Genomic DNA, 15,520 nt, shown 5'->3' with positions numbered 1-15,520 from the left:
GAACGCAAGAAACGGGAGGACGCGGTGCAGCTTCAGGCCTAAGCAGGTGGCCAAGGAGATTCATCGCCATGCCCCAATCATCCGACCAGCAAGCCCGCGCCAGAGCCTTCCATGCCCTGCATGTGTCCGGCGATCCGGTAATCCTGTTCAACGTCTGGGACGCAGGCAGCGCGAAGGCCGTCGCCGATGCCGGCGCGAAGGCCATCGCCACCGGCAGCGCTTCGGTTGCCGGAGCGCGCGGCTATACCGACGCCGAATCCCTGCCGATGGAACAGGCGCTCAACAATGCGATGCGGATCGTCGACAGTGTCGATTTACCGCTGACCGTCGATTTCGAGGGCGGCTATGCGGTCGATCCGAAGCTCGTCGCCGTCCATGCCCAGGCGATGATCGAGATCGGCGTCATCGGCATCAATTTCGAGGATCAGGTGATCGGCGGCGCCGGCCTTCACCCGGTGGCCCTTCAGACCGAACGGATCGCCGCAATCCGCGCGGTCGCCGACAAGGCAGGCGTCGATTTCTTCATCAACGCGCGCACGGACGTGTGGCTGGGCGCGGGCCGCAAGACCCTGGCCGAGGGCGACCGGCTGGGCATCGCGCTGGAGCGCGCCAAGGCCTATGCCGAAGCGGGCGCCAGCGGCTTCTTCATCCCGGGCCTTGCCGACGAGACCGAAATCGCCGCTGTGTGCGAGGCAACCGCGCTTCCCGTCAACGCGATGATGTTCGACGCGATGCCGCCGACCGCGCGGCTCGCCGAGCTCGGCATTGCCCGGATCAGCTATGGTCCCGGGCCCTGGCGAGAGGCGATGGCGAGCCTCACCGCAGCGGCGCGGGCGGCGTTCGAAGGCTAAGCGAGCGGTTCGGCAGGCGGCACGTCGATCGCGATGACCGTACCGCCCTGCCCGCTCTCCACCGAAACCTCTGCGCGCAGGCTGCGGATCAGCGATTGCGCGATCGACACGCCCAGGCCGCTGCGCGCGCCTTCGGAAACCTTTGCATCTGCGTCGGCCGGGCTTTCTCCGCTCCCATTCCGGGTCGCGAGGGTGCACCATTTATTGTCCGGGTGGATACCCCGCCCGTCATCGCTGACGCGCAGACGGATGCCGCCCCTGTCGATTTGCTTGAGGCTCAGTTCGATTAGCCCTTCCTCGCGGCCCTTGAAGGCGTGCTTGAAGGCGTTTGTCAGGAATTCCGAAGCGAGCAGGCCCAGCTTCCCGGCCTCGTCGGCGTCCATTTCGACATCGTCGCAATCGACGTTGAGCCGCACCGCGGCCCGCCCGTCGAGATGGCCGATGGCCGAGGCGATACGGCTGACATAGGCTCCCACACGGATCGTGTCGCTCTCGATCGAGCCGACCCCGGCCGCCGTCATCTCCTGGTAGAGAATCTGGATGGATTCCACCCGATTGGCGAGCGCATCGTAGCTCGCCGAAGGATCGGGCGCCTTTGCCTGCATCCGGATCAGCGATACGATCATCGACAGGTGGTTCTTCACGCGGTGCTGGACCTCGCGGAGCACGCGGTCGGCATGTCGTGAAAGCTTGATGTCGTCGCGGATGATCGACAGGTCGTTCTGGATGCCCGCGAAATAGCGCAGCTTGCCGTCATCGTCGTAAATCGGGCCGACGATCAGCCGGTTCCAGAACCCCTCACCGTCAGCGCGATAATTGTAGATGTCGATCGTTGCTGTTTGCTCGTCCGCGATTGCCCGGCGGATCGCGCGCCGCGCCTCTGGGTCCGTATCCTGGCCTTGCAGGAACCGACAGTTACGCCCGATCGCGGCCTCGCGCGTATAGCCTGTCGTCCGTTCGAAAGCGCCGTTCACATAGATAATGGGATTATCGTCGATATGCGGGTCCGTAAGGACCAGCGCGACCGGCAGGTTGAACATCGCCGTCTGTGGAAAAAACTCTTCTAAGTTCTTCATAACAAACATATTTTTTCCGCAGTCATTATAGAAGCTGCCGTTTAAACTATTGCCGGCGATTTACAAGTCGAATTGAACCGGGAGCGGGCTTCCAAGCCCTATGCCGATGCTCTCGTCTTGGTCTTTTCGCCGGATCATGTCATCAAGATGGCGGTCCGCGATGCACGAGGGGGGCGGCGGCATGGCGTTGCTTAATCGTTTCGACAATGCCGATACCGAGAAGCGCTATGTGACGAGCGAGCGCGCTGCGCGGATTCCCGCGAGCCGAGCACTGATCCTGATCGGGCTGGCAACCTTCCTTACCTATATCACGATGAACCCGATGTATTTCCCGCGCGAAGGCGTGATCGCGTATAATATTGCGGCGGGGCTGTTCATGGCCGTGCTCGCGGGCTTCTTCCTGCTGACACGCACGCGCTTTTACCTCGAAACGCTGTGGGTGGACCTGGCACTGTTCACGGCGCTGACGGTTGCCATGGCGCTGCTGATCGAAGCACTGGCCGCGCAATCGGAAATCACCGGTATTTCCCGCTTCGGCATGGCGATCATCAATATCGGTATCCTCGTCGTTTTCGCCGGGATCGGTTTCATCGCCAATGTCCGCCTTTACCTGCTCTGGGCCCTGACCCTGTTCGGCCTATATGTGCTGTTCCTGCTGATGGCGGATCGCAGCTTCATCTCCAAAGTCTATACGCTCACCAACTTCTCGACCTTCTTCGTCTTCGCCACCTATGTGAACTGGGACATCGACCGGCGCGCGCGCAACACGTTCGCGGCCAACGAGGCGCTCGAAGCCGAAAAGGCTAAAACCGAGGAACTGCTCTACAATGTCCTGCCGCAAGAGGTCGCATCGCGGCTGCGCGCGGGCGAAGCGGTCGCCGACGCCTTTTCGGACGTTTCGGTGATCTTTGTCGATATCGTCGGCTTTTCGGGCCTCGCGAAACAGCTGTCGCCGGGCCATCTCGTGAAAACGCTCAACCGCTTCTTCCTGCTCGCGGACCGGTGCGCCGAAAGCCACGGCGTCGAAAAGGTGAAGACCATCGGCGACGCCTATCTCGCGGTCGCCGGGGGCACGGCTTCACCCGGCGGCGGTGCGCAGGCGGCGATCGCCTTCGGCCGCGAACTGATCGCCGAGACGCAGGCGCTGGCCACCGAAGAAGGCGTCGACATCAAGCTGCGCATCGGCATTCATTCGGGGCCGGTAGTCGGCGGCGTCGTGGGATCCCGCCGTCTCGCCTATGATTATTGGGGAGACACGATGAACATCGCCAGCCGGGTGGAGGGCGTGGCCGAGCATAACGGCATCGCGGTGTCCGCCGCGACCTATTACCAGGCCCGGGCACATTTCGAATTCGACGCCGGCGAAACGCTGACCCTCAAGGGCGTCGGCGAGACCGAGATCTACCGGGTGCGGCTCTAAGCCCTAATATTCGCCGAGTTCGACCATCATCTTGCGATAGCCGTGCACGAAGCAGGCGGCGACGCGTTCGGGCTCTTCGACCACATTCACCCGCAACCGCCGCTCCGCCATTTCCTCCAGAAGGATGCGCAGCTGCAGTTCGGCCAGCCGGGCGCCGACACAGCGGTGGATGCCGTAACCGAAAGCCAGGTGCCGCCCCGCCTTGTCGCGATCGAGGATGATGTCGTCGGGCCGCTCGAACTTGGTTTCGTCGCGATTGCCCGAAATATACCAGAGCAGCAGCTTGTCGCCTTCGCTGATCTGGTGGCCGAACAGCTCGTGATCCTGGGTCGCCGTGCGCCGCATATGGGCGAGCGGCGTCTGCCAGCGGATCAGTTCCTGCACGGCATTGGGAATGAGATCGGGATTGCCTTCCAGCTTGGCGCGCTCGTCGGCGAACTTGTCGAGGCCGTAGGCGAACCCGGACATCGAATTGCGCGTCGTATCGTTGCCGCCGACGATCAGCAGGATGAGGTTCCCCATATAGGTGAATTGATCCATGTCGCGCATCGCTTCACTATGGATCATGCGCGAGATGAGGTCGGGCGCCTCATCCTTCTTGACGCGCTCGTCCCATAGATTTTGGAAATAGGCGCCCATTTCGAACAGGATCTTGAGGCGTTCCTCGCGCGTTTCCGGATTGTGGCTGAGCTCGACATCACCGGCCCAGTCCGACCAATAGGTGAGCAGGCGCCGGTCTTCCCAGGGAAAATCGAAGAGGATGGCGAGCATCCCGGTGGTCAGTTCGATAGAAACGAGATCGACCCAGTCGAAGGCCTCGCCGCGGGGCAGGGAGTCCAGCGTCTCGCCGGTGCGGCGGCGGATATCGTCGGCCATCCGGGTCATCTCGGCCGGCGTGAAGGCGGGCGCGACGACGCGGCGCTGGTCGGTATGCTGGGGCCGGTCCATGGCGATGAACATGGGGAGGATGATTTCCTCGCCTTCGGGCGAAAAATCGGAATCGTCGAGAATGGTGATGCCGTCGGCCGAGGAATAGATGTCAGGCAGCGCCTCGACATGCTGGATCGGCGTATAGGTGGTGACGTTCCAATAATCGCCGAAGGACGAGCCGGTGACCTTGTTGATCGGCGCCTTTTCGCGCATTTCCTTGAAAATCGGCTGCCAGCGGTCCTCAGTATAGATTTCGGGGCGACTGACGTCCCATTCGTGCGGGGCCTCCACAACGACGGTTTCTTGGGGTTGCTCGGTATCGCGTATTGCGGTGGCCATGATTGTCTGTCCTCTGTTGCGACGGGGCCGGTCCGATCGTCTCAGCGAAAGCTCCTCCAACGATGCCGTCATCGTGAAATCTCGAATGCCGCCCCTATCGTTCCTCTGCGTTTGTTCAGCCGTGGTAAGGAGCGTGGAAATCGGTGCGATTCCGCCGACAGGCTCCACGCATCGATATCAATATTTGACGAGCTTCACCGGCATCGACTTGTAGCCATGGACGAAGTTCGAATTCACCCGTTCCGTTTCGCCGGTGGTTTCGGGCATCAGCCGCCGCGCGGCGAGTTCCTCGAACAGGACCTGGAGCTGGAGCTCGGCAAGCCGGGCACCGACGCATCGATGAATGCCATAGCCGAAGGCGAGGTGCCGCCGGGCATTGTCGCGATCGACAATCCAGCGGTCCGCGTCCTCAAACACGCTCTCGTCACGGTTGGCGGAGAGATACCAGAGGACGAGCTTCTCGCCCTTCCTGATCTCCTTGCCGAACAGTTCGGTGTCCTCGGTCGCGGTACGGCGCATATGCGCCAGCGGCGTCTGCAGGCGGATGGTTTCGGACACGGCATTCTTGATCAGGCCCGGGTCGGCGATCAGTTTCTCGCGCTCTTCGGGGAACCGGTTCATGAACCAGGCCGCACCCGACATCGAGTTGCGCGTCGTATCGTTGCCGCCGACGATCAGCAGCGTGATATTGCCGAGGAAATTGCGCTCGTCCATGTCGCCGAGCGCATCGGAATGCGCCATCATCGAGAGCAGATCGGGGCCGGGATCGCTTTCCTTGCGCTGCTTCCAGAGCGCCTGGAAATAGGTCGCCGCTTCCCACATGATCTTGTTGCGCTTGGGCCCCAGTTCGGGATCGAGCGCCGCGACGATGTCGCCCATCCAGTCCGACCAGTAGGTCAGGTTGCGCCGGTCTTCCCAGGGGAAGCCGAACAGGATGGCGAGCATGCCCGTCGTCAGTTCGATCGAAACATCCTTCACCCAGTCGAAGGTTTCGCCGACCGGCAGACTGTCGAGCAGTTCGGCCGTGCGGTGGCGGACATTCTCGTCGAGACGGAACATTTCACTCGGCGTGAAGGCCGGCGAGACGGTGCGGCGCTGGGCCGTGTGTTCGGGCCGGTCCATGCCGATGAACATCGGCAGCGCCATCGTCGGATCGTCGGTGGAATCGAGGATCGTGAAGCCGCCATTGCGCCAGTCGGAGCTAAATATGTCCGGCAGCGCCTCGACATGGATGATCGGCTTGTAGCTGGTGAGCGACCAGAAGGGACCGTAGATGCTGTCCTTGCAATAATGGACCGGATCTTCGCGGCGCAACTTCTCGAACACCGGCTGCCAGCGATCCATCGAATAGAGTTCAGGCCGGGAAACGTCGATATCCGCGATCGGTGTGTCGGCGGTCGCCAGCGGCTTTTCGAGCGAAGAGCGATCCAGCCCGTCGCGAAATTCCTTCGCCCATTCGTCGCGAAGCTGCTGGTCCGGCGTGCGCGATTCATCTCCGGCGGTCTCGGCTGTATCAAGCGGCTGCGTCGCCATATCTGTCTCTCCTGTGCCACCCGCCGGTTGTCCGGTCTCGGCATGCGTCGAATCTGCTCGCGCACGACCCTATGAGTAGCAAATCGAGACTGACATAATTGACATGATTGTCAATAGAATCGGCTCTCGCCCAACGGAGATTCCCGAAGAATAGCGGTAATAACGACCAAGACGGCGCTATCGGCGGTTCAATATCCGCTCCGATACGGAGTAATCAGGCGGGCTTCCCGCGCAGCGCCGCACCGAGCCGGCGAAAGAAGGAGGGGCCGGATTTCAGCACCCCCTTGCGAAACCAGCGCGCGCCGACAGTGATGACGATGGCCACCCAGAGCAACTGCCAGGCAATCGCGGCAGCGTGCGGCCAAATGGCGGGGTCGGACGCGCCGCGCGCAGCCATCGCGAAGGGCGAACTGAACGGGAAGAGCTCGGCGACCAGCGCCAGGGTCGATCCGGGCCGCGCGGCCGCCGCCGAGGCGAGGCCGAACATGCCCATCTGGAAGAAGGTGATCGGCAGCGATAGCATCTGGATCTCGCGCATCGAATTGGCCTGCGCGCCGACCGCGAGGAACACGGCGCCGAGCAGCAGATAGCCCATCGCGAAATAGACGACGGCAAGCCCAAGGAACGTCCCGAGGCCGATGGCCGGCCGTAGCGCACTCGCCGCTCCGGCATCGGCCGGCAGCTGCGCAAAGCCGAACATGGCAATCGTGCCCCAAAAGGCGATGAAGGTCAGCGCGACCCCGAACAGGCCGATCAGCTTGCCGAGAAAGACCGCTTCGAGCGGAACGGCGGCGGCGAGGATCTCGATCACCTTGTTGCCCTTCTCCTCCGCAAGCACGCTTACGGTCTGTCCCGCCAGCAACAAGGTGAGCAGGAAGAGGACGAAAAGCGCCGTGAACCCGAGCGATTGCCGCCCGCCTATGGTGGCGTGCGTCCGCTCTATGGGTTGGGGCTGGATCGAAACGAGCGTTGCACCCGGTTCCAGGCCGCTATCGGCGGCGCGTGCCGCGGCTTCGGCAAGGATCAGCAGATAGCGGGAGCCTGTCCGCCCGCCTGACGCAAACTGGATCTGCGGCGCATGCGGCCCACCGAACATCACGGCCGAGGCGTCGACCGTCGATTCCGAAAATACCGCCCGCGCCTGGACTGCGACATCACCTTCCGGTGCCCGGATATCGAGCCGCGGCGGCGCAACACCGACCGGGAAAGCGCCCCGGATCCGGCGATCGGCCGCCGTGATCCGTTCCGCATAGCCGGCATCGGCGATGACGACGAGCCGCCGCGACTGGTTACCGCTATCGGCAATCATCCGCGCGCCCGATCCGCCGACGGTTGCGAAAACCAGCATGAAGAGCGGCGCGAGCAGGAACATGATAAAGGCGGGCGTGCCTACGGTCGCAAGGAAATCGCGTCGCGCGATGACCACGGCCTGGCGAAGATAGCGCGTCATGCGGCGATCTCCTCACCGGCATCGGCTTCCATCTCCTCGACGGCTTTCTCACCAACCAGCGCGACGAAAACCTCGTGCAGGCTCGGCCGTTCGATGGAAAGGCCGGCAATGCCGTGGCCGCTTTCCAGCAAGGTGCCGAGCATCGCCTCCATCCCGCTTTCGGGCACGGGAAAACGCCAGCTACCATTTTCGCGCACCGCATCCGCCGGCAGCAACGCGGCGAGCGCCGGGTCGTTGTCGCGCGGCGTATAATGGGCCTGCATCGGCAAGGTCGCGCGCGCTTCGTCGACGCTGCCCTCATAGCGCAGCTTGCCGCCGGCGATGATCGCCAGCCGGTCGCAAAGGCGTTCGGCATGCGCCATGATATGGGTCGAGAAAAGCACCGTGGCGCCGCGATCCCGTTCGCCAAGAATCAGCTTTTCGAGCCGCCCCTGGTTGACGGGGTCCAGCCCGGAAAAAGGTTCGTCGAGAACGATGAATTCGGGCTGGTGGACGATCGAGCCCAACAGTTGGACGAATTGCGACATGCCCTTGGAAAGCTTCTTGATCTTGTCATGGGTCGCAAAGCCGAGCCCGGCATTTTCCAGCAATATCTCGGCCCGCTTGCGGCCTTCGGCCCAGGGCAGGCCGCGCAAAGCGCCCATGAAGGCGATCGCCTCGCGCGCCTTCATGTTCGAATAGAGGCCGCGCTCTTCGGGCAAATAGCCGATCCGGTGGCTCACACTGCGGGGTCGGGTCGTACCGAGCAGTTCGCGATGCCCGGAATCGGGATCGATAATTCCCAAAAGCATGCGCAGCGTCGTCGTCTTGCCGGCACCATTGGGGCCCAAGACGCCATAGATACAGCCCGTGGGCACACGAATATCGACGCCGTCGACAGCGCATTTCGATCCGAAATTCTTGACGAGTTCGGTCGCGACAAGAGCCCATTGGTCAGCCATGGCCCGGGACTTAGCCGCCCCATGGTTAAGAGGCTACCAACAAAGTAGAGGAAGGACGATGACTGCATCCGCCCTCGCGCCGCGCCTCAAGGCGCAGGCCAGAGCCGAAGGCTTCGCCGCCTGCGGCATCGCGCAGGCCGATGCCGCCCCCCGGGCCGGCGCGCGCCTGAAGCATTGGCTGGCGGAGGGCGCGCATGGCGAGATGCTTTGGATGGAGAGCCGGGCCCATCACCGCGAAAGCCCAAAGGCGCTGTGGCCCGAGGTGCGATCGGTGATCATGCTCGGCATGAGCTATGCGCCGAAGGAAGATCCCCTGCTGCTGGAAGACCGGGCGGCGATTGGCCGCATCTCGGTCTATGCCCAGGGCAAGGATTATCACGATATCGTCAAAAAGGCGCTGAAGCGGCTGGCGCGCTGGCTGGTCGATGCGGCGGACGAAAAGGGCGATGTCAAAGTGTTCGTCGACACCGCCCCCGTCATGGAAAAGCCGCTGGCCGAGGCCGCGGGCATCGGCTGGCAGGGCAAACACACCAATCTCCTGAGCCGCGAAAACGGAAACTGGCTGTTCCTCGGCGCGATCTACACGACGCTCGACCTCGAACCCGACACCGCAGGCACCGACAGTTGCGGCAGTTGCACCGCCTGCCAGACAATCTGCCCGACCGAGGCCTTTCCGGCACCCTATCGCCTCGATGCGCGGCGCTGCATCTCCTATCTCACCATCGAGCATAAAGGCCCGATCCCGCCCGAGTTCCGCAAAGCGATGGGCAACCGTATCTATGGCTGCGATGATTGCCTCGCCATCTGCCCGTGGAACAAGTTCGCCGAGCAGGCCCAGGCCAACCAAGCTTTCCTGCCCCGCGCCGAACTCGCCGCTCCCAAACTCGCCGACCTGCTCGCGCTCGACGACGCCAAGTTTCGGGAGATATTCTCCGGCTCGCCGATCAAGCGGATCGGGCGGGACCGGATGGTGCGCAACTGCCTGATCGCGGCAGGCAATAGCGGCGAGACGGCATTGGTCGAACCGGTGCGGCGCCTGCTGGACGATCCCGACGCTGTCGTCCGTGAAGCAGCGCAATGGGCGGCAGAACGGCTAACCGCGGTCGCCTGATTCCATTCGGAGAGTCGGGTGACGAACTATCTGCGCGACAGCGCCTCGACGCAGCTTGCCCGGTCGACATCCTCGCCCGCCACGTTGCGCGCATCGACATAGGTGACGATATAGTCGCGACCCGATCCCTGCGGATAGAGATAGAGGTCGAGCACGCAGCGGCTGCTGGCGAATTGCAGCTTGCGGGCATTGTCTTCGCGGAAATCCTGAACGGGCTCGCCGAACAGCCGGGTCAATTGATCGGCGTTGCGGCCCATCACCCGCTCGAGGCCTTCGACGCTCATCGGCCGCGACACCGTGGTCGGCGTCGGCGTCGGCGCGCTGGCACAGCCCGCCAAACCTACCAGAGCGCCAAGCGTTAATCCCTTACGCAGCATTTTTGGGTCCCCCATGCAGCAGATGCGCCGCCATTGCCGCGCTCAGGATCGGCGCGAGAAGATTGACGAAGGGAATCACGAAAAGCCCGGTCCCGACAAGCCCTGCGCGCATCCGTTTGCCGCGCGTTGCGCGCATCCAGTCGCGTCGATCGGCTTTCGGCACGTGGCGGACGGCGATCATGTCGCCGAGATCGCGCCCCAGCAGCAGCGCATTGACCAGATAGACGGCGATGACCGTGCCGATCCCGGTCAGGAACAGCAGGAGATAAATAGGCAGCGCCAGCAGGTTCCAGCCAACCGCCCGGCCGATCGAGGCGAGGCCGACCGACACCTGTTCGCGAAAGGGAGAGGTTAGCGCGGCGGCCGCCTTGTCGGGATAATGTTCGTGCTCGACCGCATCGACGATGTCGTCGGCGAACAAGCCGATTACCGCGATGGCGACTGCGCGAAACAGAACGATGATCGTGAGCAGAACGAAAAAGACGGTCAGCGCAACCGCGGTCAACGCGTCGCCGCCGTCCATGTCCAGCCAGCCGAACCAATAGAACAGCCCCATGACGAGCGCGGCGAGCACCGCCCCGATCACGACGAAGGCGAGCAGGGTTAGCCCCAGTGACTTGAGCAGCACCTTCTGGAAGGCGGGATCGCCAAGCTGGCGGATCGAGAGCAGCAGCGCGCGGAACATCAAGCAGTGATGTGGCGGGCGAGCGCCGCCGTCAACATAATCGCCCATGACCCGATGGCGCCGCATGGCGAAGGGAACCAGACATCACAGCCAGGCTTGCACCACCTCCCCGCGCCCGCTACGTCCGCGCCATTCCCCTTCCCGAAAATTCTGAGGAGTTTCCATGTCCGATCCTACGCTCGATATCGTCGCCATCGGCAATGCCATCGTCGACGTGATCGCCCAGGCCGACGATGCCTTTATCGCGACCGAAGGGCTCACCAAGGGATCGATGCAGCTCCTCTTTTCGACCGAAGAAGCCGAAGCGCTCTATGCGAAGATGGGCCAGGCGGTGGAAACCAGCGGCGGATCTGCGGCGAACACGATCGCGGGCATCGCGGCGCTGGGCGGCAAGACCGGCTTTATCGGCCAGGTCGCGAAGGATCAGCTCGGCCATGTGTTCGAGCATGACATCAAGACGCTCGGCGTCGAATACACCACGCCGGCGCGCGAGGGCGAGCCGGCGACGGCGCGCTGCCTGATTCTCGTCACGCCCGACGGCGAGCGGACGATGAACACCTTTCTCGGAGCCTCTCAATTCCTGCCCGCCACCGCGCTCGACCACGAACTAATCGAAAAGTCCGCGATCCTCTATCTCGAAGGCTATCTCTGGGATCCCGAAGAGCCGCGCGCGGCGATGGACAAGGCGATCGATCTCGCCAAGTCAGCCGGCCGCCGCGTCGCCTTTACCCTGTCCGACACCTTCTGCGTCGACCGGCATCGTGACGGCTTCCTCGAATTGCTCGAAAACGGCCGGATAGACATCCTCTTCGCCAATGAAGACGAGATCAAATCGCTGCAGGAAACCGAAGATTTCGACGAGGCCGTCGCCAGGACCGCCGCCAAGACCCCGCTGCTGGTCGTCACCCGCAGCGAAAAGGGCGCGATCGCGGTGAAGGACGGGGAAACCTACAAGGTTGCCGCCGAGCCGATCGACCGCGTCGTAGATGCGACCGGCGCGGGCGACCAGTTCGCAGCCGGATTCCTCAAAGGCCAGGCCGAGGGCCGGTCGATCGCCGACAGCCTGACGATGGGTGCGATGTGCGCGGCCGAGGTGATCCAGCATGTCGGCCCGCGGCCCGAAAGCGGCCTCCGCCAGTCGATCGACGCGCGGCTCGGCTAGCCGCTATTCGGTCGCCGGGATCGGCGGCTCGATATCCTCAATCTCGACCTCGTGAACCTCGACCCTGCCAAGGCCGAGATGGCTCTTCCGATAGCCGTAAAAGCCGTAGATAAGGATCCCGATACCGGTCCAGATCGGCACCATCAGCATCGCCGGCGTGGGCAGGTTCAGGAACAGGAAGAGGCAGCCGCCGATGGCCAGCGGCCCGATCAGCCACAGCACCGGCACGCGGAACGGCCGAGCGCGCGACGGATCGGTGCGCCGCAGCAGCATCACCGAAGCCGCCACCATCGCGAAGGCGTAGAGGGTTCCGGCATTGGCGATATCCGCAAGCTGGCCGACGGGGAAGAAGGCCGCGCCGATCGCAACGGCAACCCCGGTGATCGCGGTCACCACATAGGGCGTGCGCCATTTCGGATGGACCTTGGACAGCCCCTCGGGCAGCAGTCCGTCGCGCGCCATCACGAAGAAGATGCGCGTCTGGGCGAACAGCAGCACGAGGATAACCGAAGGCAGCGCGACGAAGGCGGCGATGCCGAGCAGGTTCCCGATTCCCGAAAAGCCGATCTGCCGCAGCACATGGGCCAGTGCTTCGTTCGAACAGACGAGCGCTTCGGCATATTGCGGTAGCGCGCACTGGCGGGCGAGTTCCTCCGAACCCGCTGGGAAGGGGACCCCGCCCGGCCCCATGATCGGCTGGCCGCCGATCGTGCCGATCGCGCCTGCCGCGACGAGGATGTAGAAAACGGTGCAGAAGAGCAGCGACCCGACCAGCCCGATCGGCACGTTGCGCTGGGGGTTCTTGGTTTCCTCCGCCGCGGTCGATACCGCATCGAAGCCGACATAGGCGAAGAAGATCGTCGCCGCCGCGCCGACCGCGCCGACGCCGGTGCCGAAGCCGCCGAACACGCCCGCGGGAAGGAACGGGTTGAAGCGCTCCATTTCGACCTGCGGCAAGGTCAGCACGATAAAGGCGGTCAACGCGCTGACCTTGATCGCGACCAAGACCGCATTGACCTTGGCGCTCTCGCTGGTGCCGATCATCAGCAGCCAGGTCACGAGCAATGCGATGACGAGCGCAGGCAGGTTGATGAAACCGCCCGGCGCGCCGCCGAGCGCGACCGGCCCGGCGCTGAGCCAGGCCGGCAAATGCAATCCGAAGAATTCGCCCAATATCGTACCGGTGAAATAGCCCGACCAGCCGACCGAGACGGCGCTTGCGGCGATCGCATATTCGAGCACCAGCGCCCAGCCGACCGTCCAGGCGAGGAACTCGCCCATCGTCGCATAGCTATAGGTATAGGCGGATCCGGCAACCGGGATCATCGCGGCGATTTCGGCGTAGCAGAGCGCCGCGACGATGCAGACCAGCCCGGCAATGGCGAAGGCGAGCATCAGCCCCGGACCCGCCTTTTGCGCACCGGCCGCGGTCAACACGAAGATTCCGGTGCCGATAATGCAGCCGATGCCGAATAGCATCAGTTGGATCGGGCCCAGGGTCCGGTGGAGCGATTTCTTCTCGGCGGTCGCGAGGATGGCGTCGAGCGGTTTGATCCGGCCGAATATCATGAGATTGTGTCCCGGGGGCGCGTCAACCGGCCCCCATGGCCGAACGGCTCCGGATGCGAAGGTTTATCCCCTTTCCGGCGCCGCGCAATCGGAAATCGCTTGCCCCGCGCTAGGCGAGCAGGCCAGGAAACAGCCCGAAGACGAGGATCACCGCGACGCCGATCGGTGCCAGCCAGGCGACGAGGAAACGCCACAATGCGAACAGGCCGCCTTCGAGCCCGGTTTCGGCCGCGACCAGCTTCTTGTCGGCGCGCCAACCGATGAAGATCGCGGTCAGGAATGCGGCCACCGGCAGCATCACCTTGCCGGTAAAGCCGTCGATCACGTCGAAAATGCTGGATTCTGCGAAGATCGACCAGAAGGGCAGTAGGCGGACGTCGCTCCACACATTGAGCGAGAGCAGACAGGCGATACCGACGATGAAGATTGCGAGGCTGAAGATGGTCGCCGATTTGAACCGCGACCAGCCCAGTTCGTTGATGCCCCAGGAAACCGGCCCCTCGAGCAGCGAAATCGAACTCGTCAGCGCCGCGAAGAAGATGAGCACGAAGAACAGGAAGCCGATTAGCGATCCACCCGGCATCTGCTGGAAGGCGACCGGCAGCGACTGGAAGACGAGAGTCGGCCCGGCTGCGGGATCGAGGCCCACAGCGAAGACGATCGGGAAGATCATGAGCCCGGCGATGATCGCCACCCCGGTATCGGCAACGGCGATCATCGCGGCGGTCGGCGGCAGCTTGGTGTCCTTGGAGACATAGGCGCCATAGGTTATGAGCGCCGCCGAACCCAGGCTCATCGAGAACAGCGCCTGGCCGAGCGCCGCGTTCATCGCGGGAGCGTCCAGCTTGGAGAAGTCCGGCGTGAACATGAAGGCCACCGCCTGGCCGAAATTGCCGACAAATGCGCCGTAGATAGTGATCGCGATCAGCAGCACGAAAAAGGCTGGCATCAAATAAAGCGCCGCCTTTTCGATCCCGTCATGCACGCCGCGGGCAACGATCGCGTAGGTCACGCCCATGAATACGGTGTGCATCGCCAGCAGCAGTGGGATGTTGCCGAACAGGCTGGTCATCCGCCCCTGGATCGCTTCGGCCTCCTCACCCTGCAGGGCCCCGGCAAAGGGCGCGCCGGAGAAAAGATTGCCGAAGAAATCTCCGCCCATGACGCCGGCATAATAAATCACCCAGCCGGCGACGACGCTGTAGAAGGAAAGGATGAGGAAGGCCGAGATGATCTCCATCCAGCCGAACGTCGTCCAGCCGCGCGACACCCCGGATTGTTCGGCCACATTGCGGACGCTGCCCACGGCATCGCTGCGCCCTGCGCGGCCGATGATGATTTCCGAAAGGATCAGAGGCAGGCCGATCAGGACGACGCAACCGATATAGAAGAGCACGAAGGCGCCCCCGCCATTCTCGCCCGCCAAAGTGGGAAAGCGCCAGACATTGCCCAGCCCGACAGCCGCACCGATCGCCGCGAGGATGAAAGCCCATCGCGACGACCAGCCCTCGGTCGTTACATGCGTCGGTCCGGCCATTTCTTCCCTCCCAAGAAACTATGTTGCGTGGGAGACTAGCGCCTAGCTACGCGCAAGCATAGGGCCCAGCGGACCGCCGCCGAAGATATGGACATGGAGGTGCGGCACCTCCTGATGACCATGCTTGCCGATATTGGCGAGCAGGCGGTAGCCGGGTTCGACAAGGCCGAGATCGCGGGCGATTTCACCGACTTTCCGCACAAAGTGGCCGATCTCCGCATCGGACGCCCTTTCGGAAAAATCGTCCCAGCTCACATATTCGCCCTTGGGAATGACGAGGACATGGATCGGCGCCTGCGGGTTGATGTCCTTGAAGGCAAGGATATGCTCGTCCTCATACACCGTTTCGTTCGGGATCTCGCCGCGCAGGATCCTGCCGAAGATATTGTCGGGGTCATAGGGCTGTGTCGGGTCGATCGCCATGGCCGTTCCTCTCTTGCTCGCTTTCCCGCAGTCTATCGCGCCGTTCACGTCATGGCCATTTGGGAAAAGCCAGATAAGGTATACGGGCGCAGAAAAACGATCCTAGGGGGATGTTC

General features: G+C 63.2%; 14 protein-coding genes. 4 read left to right on the top strand and 10 right to left on the bottom strand.

Annotated elements, in window-relative coordinates; all coding sequences use genetic code 11:
- The first annotated feature begins 68 nt into the window (after positions 1 to 68).
- A complete protein-coding gene (locus H6P80_RS03895) occupies positions 69 to 851 on the top strand; it encodes an isocitrate lyase/PEP mutase family protein (RefSeq protein WP_185800014.1) in 783 nt (260 codons plus the stop codon).
- Here the strand turns inward: H6P80_RS03895 and H6P80_RS03890 are convergent.
- Positions 848 to 1,927: a PAS domain-containing protein gene (locus H6P80_RS03890; protein WP_221892873.1), complete on the bottom strand. Its 1,080-nt coding sequence runs from the start codon at positions 1,925 to 1,927 to the stop codon at positions 848 to 850. The genes H6P80_RS03895 and H6P80_RS03890 overlap by 4 nt on opposite strands.
- Before the next feature lie 181 nt (positions 1,928 to 2,108).
- Between H6P80_RS03890 and H6P80_RS03885 the strand changes: the two genes are divergently transcribed.
- Positions 2,109 to 3,347 (top strand): adenylate/guanylate cyclase domain-containing protein, encoded by a 1,239-nt coding sequence (locus tag H6P80_RS03885; RefSeq protein ID WP_185800012.1) that lies wholly within the window; start codon positions 2,109 to 2,111, stop codon positions 3,345 to 3,347.
- A gap of 3 nt (positions 3,348 to 3,350) precedes the next feature.
- On the opposite strand, the gene H6P80_RS03880 is transcribed toward H6P80_RS03885, so the two are convergent.
- The 4 genes from H6P80_RS03880 to H6P80_RS03865 all read right to left on the bottom strand — a co-directional run bounded on the left by H6P80_RS03880 (position 3,351) and on the right by H6P80_RS03865 (position 8,540).
- A complete protein-coding gene (locus H6P80_RS03880) occupies positions 3,351 to 4,616 on the bottom strand; it encodes a cytochrome P450 (protein WP_185800011.1) in 1,266 nt (421 codons plus the stop codon).
- A gap of 177 nt (positions 4,617 to 4,793) precedes the next feature.
- Positions 4,794 to 6,149: a cytochrome P450 gene (locus H6P80_RS03875; RefSeq protein WP_185800010.1), complete on the bottom strand. Its 1,356-nt coding sequence runs from the start codon at positions 6,147 to 6,149 to the stop codon at positions 4,794 to 4,796.
- Between the two features lie 214 nt (positions 6,150 to 6,363).
- Positions 6,364 to 7,599, bottom strand: coding sequence for an ABC transporter permease (locus H6P80_RS03870; protein WP_185800009.1), 1,236 nt, complete (start codon positions 7,597 to 7,599; stop codon positions 6,364 to 6,366).
- Positions 7,596 to 8,540: an ABC transporter ATP-binding protein gene (locus H6P80_RS03865; protein WP_185800008.1), complete on the bottom strand. Its 945-nt coding sequence runs from the start codon at positions 8,538 to 8,540 to the stop codon at positions 7,596 to 7,598. The genes H6P80_RS03870 and H6P80_RS03865 overlap by 4 nt, the downstream gene beginning before the upstream one ends.
- Positions 8,541 to 8,598: 58 nt before the next feature.
- Here H6P80_RS03865 and queG point away from each other — a divergent pair, with 58 nt between their 5' ends.
- Positions 8,599 to 9,651 carry a tRNA epoxyqueuosine(34) reductase QueG gene (gene queG / locus H6P80_RS03860; protein WP_185800007.1) on the top strand — a complete coding sequence of 351 codons (1,053 nt, stop codon included), beginning with the start codon at positions 8,599 to 8,601 and terminating at the stop codon, positions 9,649 to 9,651.
- Positions 9,652 to 9,677: 26 nt separating this feature from the next.
- Here the strand turns inward: queG and H6P80_RS03855 are convergent, their stop codons facing one another.
- The gene (locus H6P80_RS03855) at positions 9,678 to 10,028 is read right to left on the bottom strand and encodes a hypothetical protein (RefSeq protein WP_185800006.1); all 351 of its coding nucleotides are present in this window, start codon (positions 10,026 to 10,028) and stop codon (positions 9,678 to 9,680) included.
- On the bottom strand, positions 10,018 to 10,761 hold the full coding sequence (locus tag H6P80_RS03850; RefSeq protein ID WP_235973702.1) for an EI24 domain-containing protein: 744 nt from the start codon (positions 10,759 to 10,761) through the stop codon (positions 10,018 to 10,020). The genes H6P80_RS03855 and H6P80_RS03850 overlap by 11 nt, the downstream gene beginning before the upstream one ends.
- Positions 10,762 to 10,876: 115 nt before the next feature.
- Between H6P80_RS03850 and H6P80_RS03845 the strand changes: the two genes are divergently transcribed.
- Positions 10,877 to 11,875, top strand: coding sequence for an adenosine kinase (locus tag H6P80_RS03845; protein WP_185800005.1), 999 nt, complete (start codon positions 10,877 to 10,879; stop codon positions 11,873 to 11,875).
- Positions 11,876 to 11,878: 3 nt separating this feature from the next.
- Here H6P80_RS03845 and H6P80_RS03840 read toward each other — a convergent pair whose 3' ends face one another.
- The 3 genes from H6P80_RS03840 to H6P80_RS03830 form a co-directional block, all read right to left on the bottom strand.
- A complete protein-coding gene (locus H6P80_RS03840; RefSeq protein ID WP_185800004.1) occupies positions 11,879 to 13,444 on the bottom strand; it encodes an amino acid permease in 1,566 nt (521 codons plus the stop codon).
- Between the two features lie 109 nt (positions 13,445 to 13,553).
- On the bottom strand, positions 13,554 to 14,981 hold the full coding sequence (locus tag H6P80_RS03835; RefSeq protein WP_185800003.1) for a sodium-dependent transporter: 1,428 nt from the start codon (positions 14,979 to 14,981) through the stop codon (positions 13,554 to 13,556).
- Positions 14,982 to 15,023: 42 nt separating this feature from the next.
- Positions 15,024 to 15,404: a histidine triad nucleotide-binding protein gene (locus H6P80_RS03830; protein ID WP_185800002.1), complete on the bottom strand. Its 381-nt coding sequence runs from the start codon at positions 15,402 to 15,404 to the stop codon at positions 15,024 to 15,026.
- Between the last annotated feature and the right edge of the window lie 116 nt (positions 15,405 to 15,520).

The organism is Parasphingopyxis marina (genome assembly GCF_014237875.1).
GTDB lineage: Bacteria > Pseudomonadota > Alphaproteobacteria > Sphingomonadales > Sphingomonadaceae > Parasphingopyxis > Parasphingopyxis marina.
Note: the sequence above shows the minus strand (reverse complement) of the source record. Positions and strands in the feature narration are given on the sequence as shown.

Bases quoted from the DNA above. Each gene is read 5' to 3' on its own strand.
- H6P80_RS03895 (WP_185800014.1), top strand. From the start codon at position 69: ATGCCCCAATCATCCGACCAGCAAGCCCGCGCCAGAGCCTTCCATGCC.
- H6P80_RS03890 (WP_221892873.1), bottom strand. From the start codon at position 1,927: ATGAAGAACTTAGAAGAGTTTTTTCCACAGACGGCGATGTTCAACCTG.
- H6P80_RS03885 (WP_185800012.1), top strand. From the start codon at position 2,109: ATGGCGTTGCTTAATCGTTTCGACAATGCCGATACCGAGAAGCGCTAT.
- H6P80_RS03880 (WP_185800011.1), bottom strand. From the start codon at position 4,616: ATGGCCACCGCAATACGCGATACCGAGCAACCCCAAGAAACCGTCGTT.
- H6P80_RS03875 (WP_185800010.1), bottom strand. From the start codon at position 6,149: ATGGCGACGCAGCCGCTTGATACAGCCGAGACCGCCGGAGATGAATCG.
- H6P80_RS03870 (WP_185800009.1), bottom strand. From the start codon at position 7,599: ATGACGCGCTATCTTCGCCAGGCCGTGGTCATCGCGCGACGCGATTTC.
- H6P80_RS03865 (WP_185800008.1), bottom strand. From the start codon at position 8,540: ATGGCTGACCAATGGGCTCTTGTCGCGACCGAACTCGTCAAGAATTTC.
- queG (WP_185800007.1), top strand. From the start codon at position 8,599: ATGACTGCATCCGCCCTCGCGCCGCGCCTCAAGGCGCAGGCCAGAGCC.
- H6P80_RS03855 (WP_185800006.1), bottom strand. From the start codon at position 10,028: ATGCTGCGTAAGGGATTAACGCTTGGCGCTCTGGTAGGTTTGGCGGGC.
- H6P80_RS03850 (WP_235973702.1), bottom strand. From the start codon at position 10,761: ATGGGCGATTATGTTGACGGCGGCGCTCGCCCGCCACATCACTGCTTG.
- H6P80_RS03845 (WP_185800005.1), top strand. From the start codon at position 10,877: ATGTCCGATCCTACGCTCGATATCGTCGCCATCGGCAATGCCATCGTC.
- H6P80_RS03840 (WP_185800004.1), bottom strand. From the start codon at position 13,444: ATGATATTCGGCCGGATCAAACCGCTCGACGCCATCCTCGCGACCGCC.
- H6P80_RS03835 (WP_185800003.1), bottom strand. From the start codon at position 14,981: ATGGCCGGACCGACGCATGTAACGACCGAGGGCTGGTCGTCGCGATGG.
- H6P80_RS03830 (WP_185800002.1), bottom strand. From the start codon at position 15,404: ATGGCGATCGACCCGACACAGCCCTATGACCCCGACAATATCTTCGGC.